The organism is Robbsia andropogonis, from assembly GCF_000970345.1.
Lineage (GTDB): Bacteria > Pseudomonadota > Gammaproteobacteria > Burkholderiales > Burkholderiaceae > Robbsia > Robbsia andropogonis.
In genome coordinates, this window is record NZ_LAQU01000084.1 from 1 (window position 1) to 4,922 (window position 4,922).

A 4,922-nucleotide genomic window follows, 5' to 3' on the forward strand; every position below is an offset into this window, starting at 1 on the left:
AGCAGCCGCGGTACGAAACGATCCGCAAGCTTGTAAGTGCGCTGGGCTTGCGCCTCTCTGTTGAGGCAGCGCCGAAGGCAGAAGCACACGGCTAAGTCGTTTGTTTGTGCGCCCAGCAATACCAATAGAGGGATGCCTTCGCTCGACGCTATTAGGCCAGGTCGCGCGCCTCAAAGATCTTGATATCTCGGGAGCATATCCCGGTCGACTAGCCTGATTTCGATGCGATTGGCTATTTCAACGTGCACCGGGTCGTCTACCGAGAAGACGCCTTCAGTGACGCTGACGATGATCGTGCCGATTTGGACCTTTTCAAAGTCCAACACCGGTATCAGCTCGCGTGCTTCGGGCACTTCCTTCGCCGTGATAATTCGAGGAAGATAGAGCATCCAGCCTACGCCCAACTTGTCGTCGAACACTTGCCGTGTAATGTATTTCCGGGGGGCGACGGTTATGTAAGACGGCAGATACGTCGTCGCAACCGCAGCCACTATTGCAGCAAAATCAACTGATGAAGAGAAGGTTTCGGGTATTCCTTTTGCTGAACCAACACGGATGTCAATAGAATTCGGGAGGACTGAGTTGTCCATTCCTAAGGTGACAGTGGCACAGAAGAGCTTGTCCGAAATGCCATTCCAGATGCCGACGCGCTTCGATTCGTCAAAATCCTTGCGGTATTCCTCCTTGAGTACCGCAAGTGCAGCAGGTGTCATTGCGCCGGCCTTGTCGTACACCTCGTAGAGGTGAGCTTGGCTTTCCGTATCGGTCTGCAGATACCACCTACTGTATTTCGAGTCTTTGCCAGCCAACTGCGACAGCACTTTGTGAAGGCGAGCGAAGTGAATGCCGAACTCCGAATGTGGAATGTTTTTACTATCACGGTATTGAGCAGTGATATCCATGGATTCAGGGAAGGTAAATGGAAGCGATGCGATTACGCGTTAAAAACGGGAGTAAGTATGCGCGCGCGTTTGGTGTCATAAAGTACCACGTCAATCGCGCGGGCGGGTTGGCTGTCACCCGGCTGGCCTGGCGCTCCATTTGCTCTTCAAGTTTGGTGAACCCCTGGAAGAAAGGTTTTGGCTCGTCATCTTCATCGAGAAACTGATCGTAATCGCCCTTCGCCTCTTGCAACATACATTGCTCAGGTTGGAATCCGTCAAAATCAACGCCGAGCCATTCCCACTCGTTGCTCCAAAGACACGCCTCATTATCAAACGCAAAGCCGGTGATGCGCGCTTGATAGCGATACGAAACCCAGTTGACGCCATGACTCCGCCGTATCTCGTTTCCCGCCTCCGGCGGGCATTTCTTACAAGGCTCACCGGTACGTGGCAGCGTTCGCGCAACTGGCTTGGCCGCGCTTTGCTCCTTCGCCGTGTCACCGGAGAGGCTAGCCGTTCCCGCCACGGCGGCGCCACCCAATAAGGCGGCCCCAGCCCGCAGCAACGCTGCGCCCACTATCCCGGCTCCCTCGATTACCGGCACCGCCAGAACTGCCATTGTTTATTCCTCCATTGAACTCAGGATTGTCGATTTTCCATTGAACAACCCGAAAATAGTCATGAAGACGCTCGTCCGGGGGCCGGCCTGGACGTGTCAACCAGTTACGAACGGCTGGCTGCTCGTAGAACTTTGAGGCATACGTCTCCATGTGCAGAAAGGCGACCAGATTGTCATCTCTCTCAATGCCAAGCAGGCGTGCGGCGGTGAAGGCCTGCCAGAGCCGCACAGGCAGCGTCTGCTCCGCCGCTAGCACCGGATTGTCCGATGCGAGATCAGCGACCACGCGTGATACGAACGCCTTGGCGTCAATCTCGGCTAGCGCCGCGACCTGGTCCGAAGTGAATTCAAGCATGAGGATGAATCCGCGTGAGTTGGCTGTTGATCTGCGTAAACCAATCGAATGTAGGATGAAAAAAGGATAGGCGCTGTGAAAACGTCAACATGCTTTCGATTGATGCCATCGCGCGTGCGTCATAGAAGCGTAAAAGCACGGTGTTCCCGTTCGGAAGCCGTGCATCAAGGCGTTGTTGCATCTCCCGGCCGAGCGATGTGATGTCGTAGGCACTGATGAGCCAGGAAATGCCGTTACTGCCTGCAGCTTGGTGTTGCAACGCGTCGCGCAACGTCTCGGAAGTACCATCAACGTCGATGAGCCAGGGGCCAGCGTCTGCCAAGGCAGCGTCGGCGGTTCCGTCGAACAACGCGACATTGGCTGGCGAGCGCACTAGTGCGGGCGCGTCCCGACTGCTGGCGAGGAGCAGCGCGTCTGCAAGGGCATATAACCGTACCGGCAGCGACGCAGCATGTCGGCGCGCTTCCAGATGGGTGTGGATGGCTACCAAGTCCATGCGCTAGCTGCGGGCAATTGTCGTGGCGCCGCTTTCTGCCGCGGCTTTCAGACATTCAAGGCATAACGTAGTCGAGTCGCTCGTCACGCCTACGGCACCGACGCTGTGGTCCGGTGTCCCGGTGCCGACATCGTCTATTACCATGTCATGCTGCGAGGCAATCAACTCGGCGCCGCAGGCCGTGCGCATGCCCTCGACTGCGGTGTCGATACCTAAGAAGTGGTGGGGGTAGCGCCTACCGAGCGTGTCAGACTGAATCGGAAACACGCCTTTGCAGCGTGGGCAACTGACGAGATGGCCCACGCCGGCAATCGGCCGGCCGTGGATTGTGCCGCTGGTACTGCCTTCGAGCACCACGCCGCCGTGGGTGGTGCTGTCGCCCTTGCAGATAATCGCCCGCCTAGTCATATATGCCTCCGAACACAATACCGACCAGTATTATTCTAGATCATCCCACGTCCACTAAGCGTGACAAGAAACGGTATTTCTATGCACCCGCGTCGGTGGCGGTACATGCCGTCCATAGCATCAAAACCGGTCGAAATTTTCGTACCAGTACTAGCCGCCGTTTGTAGCGCTAATTGCGGGCGGCTGCTCGTCGGCCATATGAGTCATTCAGTGATCATTTGGCCGACGACCGAAATGCAGCAACAAGCAGACGCAATCGTAAGGAACTTCGGATTATCGATCTGACCGTTGGCTAACGACCCGTTGCAGACTGTCGATGCGCAGAAACATCAACGGCCTATAGCAACGTGGAACGGACCTTCGCAACGCGAGTCCCCAGAGGGATCATCAGCTCTTGCGAGCATTTTTGACCCAATCTTGAATTCAGAGGCTTGTACATGCGAGCTAGCAATCGCTCGAAATCTATTTATTGACGATCACCTTTAGCTCGGTGCTAGAAATGTTTTTCAAATAGATATAACTAGCTCCGAGCACAGTCAACATTTCTTCGGTAATACGAGCTTCCGAGATAGCCGGTTGGACAATAAAGAATCCAATCCGTAACTCGACGTCGCGACATTTATTGCGAAGCAAGTCCAACTGCTCGGGGCGCCCCTTAAGCAGCCTGTCGAATGCACTTTCGAGCGAGGCGCTATACCTGTCGAGAAGCCGCCCAAAAATCGCTTCGCCGGTGTGCAGCCACTTTACGGATCGGCTAGCCTGACCGCTCACCACATATGTGTCATCGACGCGAGCGCCGGGTTTAGCATCTTTACTGCAGTATTTGCAATGGTAGAAATCTATTTGAATGTGGTCGTCCCTTTCGTTTATTGCGACAAGATCTGCAATCTCTCCGTTGCCATCATCGTTGAATACGATTTCGTATGCTGCTGCAATTTTAGAATAGGTGAATCCTTGGACTGTGTCTAGATCCCGGTCTTTCCCCATGGATTCCTTGTTTATCTGGGTGGTGCCCCAATCCCAGCTCGACAAAAGCTTTCTTGGAAGTTTTACGTTGAGAGTTTGTGGGCTAAAGTACCGATAGTTACCTAAAATTATTGAGCCATCTTGTTTCAATATCCTGAGCGGATGGTCCTCCAAGTATTCTGAAAAGGATCGGTCTCCGCCATAAATGAGCTGAATTCCATCACATTTAACTTCATAGCCATCTTCTTTAAGCAAGATTATAATTGAAGCAATTTCTCTCTCAGCATCCATTTCATCGCTTGCGAATATTGGGATCTGCAAGCTGGTGTTGGTTTGCCGAGTCGGATAACCAAGGCGAAGATCCATCAAACTATAGAGTACGCTATCGACTGAGAGCATAATATTACGCTCATTCTCAATATAGATTGAATCTGGCCAATCAGCGTAAAATAATCCGTCAGGCCAGCCTCCTTCAATCCTTTCGGATCGAATGACATTCCTAAGGATATCTTTTGTATTGATATTTGAATTGTTGATCTTGCTAGATACTGAGTCACACCATCTTACCCAGTAATCAATGGACTCTGAGTTCATCTCCCAGAGCTTTCCTTTATAGGAACATCCAGCAGTTTTTTTGTTACCTTTCTCGAAACCAATCCCAAAGATGTTAGATTTGATGGCCGTCCCGTTTTCCAGATCGTCCATCACGGCGTTTATGTCCCGACCAACATGCATGGTGAAGCGGACGTCTCTAGTGCCGCGTGTTAATCCAACATTTTGAAACTTCAGGAGGTTGATGTCGTGAAGTATGCGAAAGGTCTTTTCTCCGGCTATCCTCTCGCTTTTTTGGCATACGCAATTTCGGAAGCTTGCAGACTGTCGGTCGTCACCGGAGCTACTAATAAAGAGCGTTTGATCCTGTTTTCGATAGTACGCAAGGTACAGATGCCAATCGGTCGACGAAATTGCTGCGGTGTTTGCCCACGAAACTGGCGACACAGCGCGCGTCACGGCCATCACTAGGGTTTGATCTTCGCTCACCGAGTAAAACTGGATTTCCTCTCCTTTTACTTTCATTTCCGAAGCGCCAAAAGGACGCCAATCCCCTTCCGAAAGCTTGTACGCAATGGCACTAATGTTAGGCATCGGATTTAGAGAGATGATCTTCTCGCCGTCGTCCTTCTCGTCAAATTG

Annotated in this window: 5 protein-coding genes and 1 pseudogene; all 6 read right to left on the reverse strand. The window is 52.5% G+C overall.

All coding sequences use genetic code 11. The annotated features are described in order from the left end of the window. Positions 1–170: 170 nt before the first annotated feature. Positions 171–902, reverse strand: a complete 732-nt coding sequence (locus WM40_RS25580; RefSeq protein ID WP_046154430.1) for an immunity 52 family protein — start codon at positions 900–902, stop codon at positions 171–173. 4 nt (positions 903–906) lie between these two features. Continuing rightward, a complete protein-coding gene (locus WM40_RS25585) occupies positions 907–1,503 on the reverse strand; it encodes a restriction endonuclease fold toxin 5 domain-containing protein (RefSeq protein ID WP_082103262.1) in 597 nt (198 codons plus the stop codon). Beyond that, entirely contained in the window at positions 1,394–1,858 is a 465-nt protein-coding gene (locus WM40_RS25590) for a hypothetical protein (RefSeq protein WP_046154432.1), read from the reverse strand. The genes WM40_RS25585 and WM40_RS25590 overlap by 110 nt, the downstream gene beginning before the upstream one ends. Further along, positions 1,851–2,354, reverse strand: a complete 504-nt coding sequence (locus WM40_RS25595) for a DUF4123 domain-containing protein (RefSeq protein ID WP_046154433.1) — start codon at positions 2,352–2,354, stop codon at positions 1,851–1,853. The genes WM40_RS25590 and WM40_RS25595 overlap by 8 nt, the downstream gene beginning before the upstream one ends. A gap of 3 nt (positions 2,355–2,357) precedes the next feature. Continuing rightward, on the reverse strand, positions 2,358–2,762 hold the full coding sequence (locus WM40_RS25600) for a PAAR domain-containing protein (protein WP_046154434.1): 405 nt from the start codon (positions 2,760–2,762) through the stop codon (positions 2,358–2,360). A 462-nt stretch (positions 2,763–3,224) separates the two neighbouring features. Then, positions 3,225–4,922 (reverse strand): annotated as a pseudogene (locus tag WM40_RS25605) (restriction endonuclease subunit R); the annotation flags it as partial.

Excerpts from the sequence above, each read along its gene's own strand:
- WM40_RS25580 (WP_046154430.1), bottom strand. The coding sequence starts at position 902 with ATGGATATCACTGCTCAATACCGTGATAGTAAAAACATTCCACATTCG.
- WM40_RS25585 (WP_082103262.1), bottom strand. The coding sequence starts at position 1,503 with ATGGCAGTTCTGGCGGTGCCGGTAATCGAGGGAGCCGGGATAGTGGGC.
- WM40_RS25590 (WP_046154432.1), bottom strand. The coding sequence starts at position 1,858 with ATGCTTGAATTCACTTCGGACCAGGTCGCGGCGCTAGCCGAGATTGAC.
- WM40_RS25595 (WP_046154433.1), bottom strand. The coding sequence starts at position 2,354 with ATGGACTTGGTAGCCATCCACACCCATCTGGAAGCGCGCCGACATGCT.
- WM40_RS25600 (WP_046154434.1), bottom strand. The coding sequence starts at position 2,762 with ATGACTAGGCGGGCGATTATCTGCAAGGGCGACAGCACCACCCACGGC.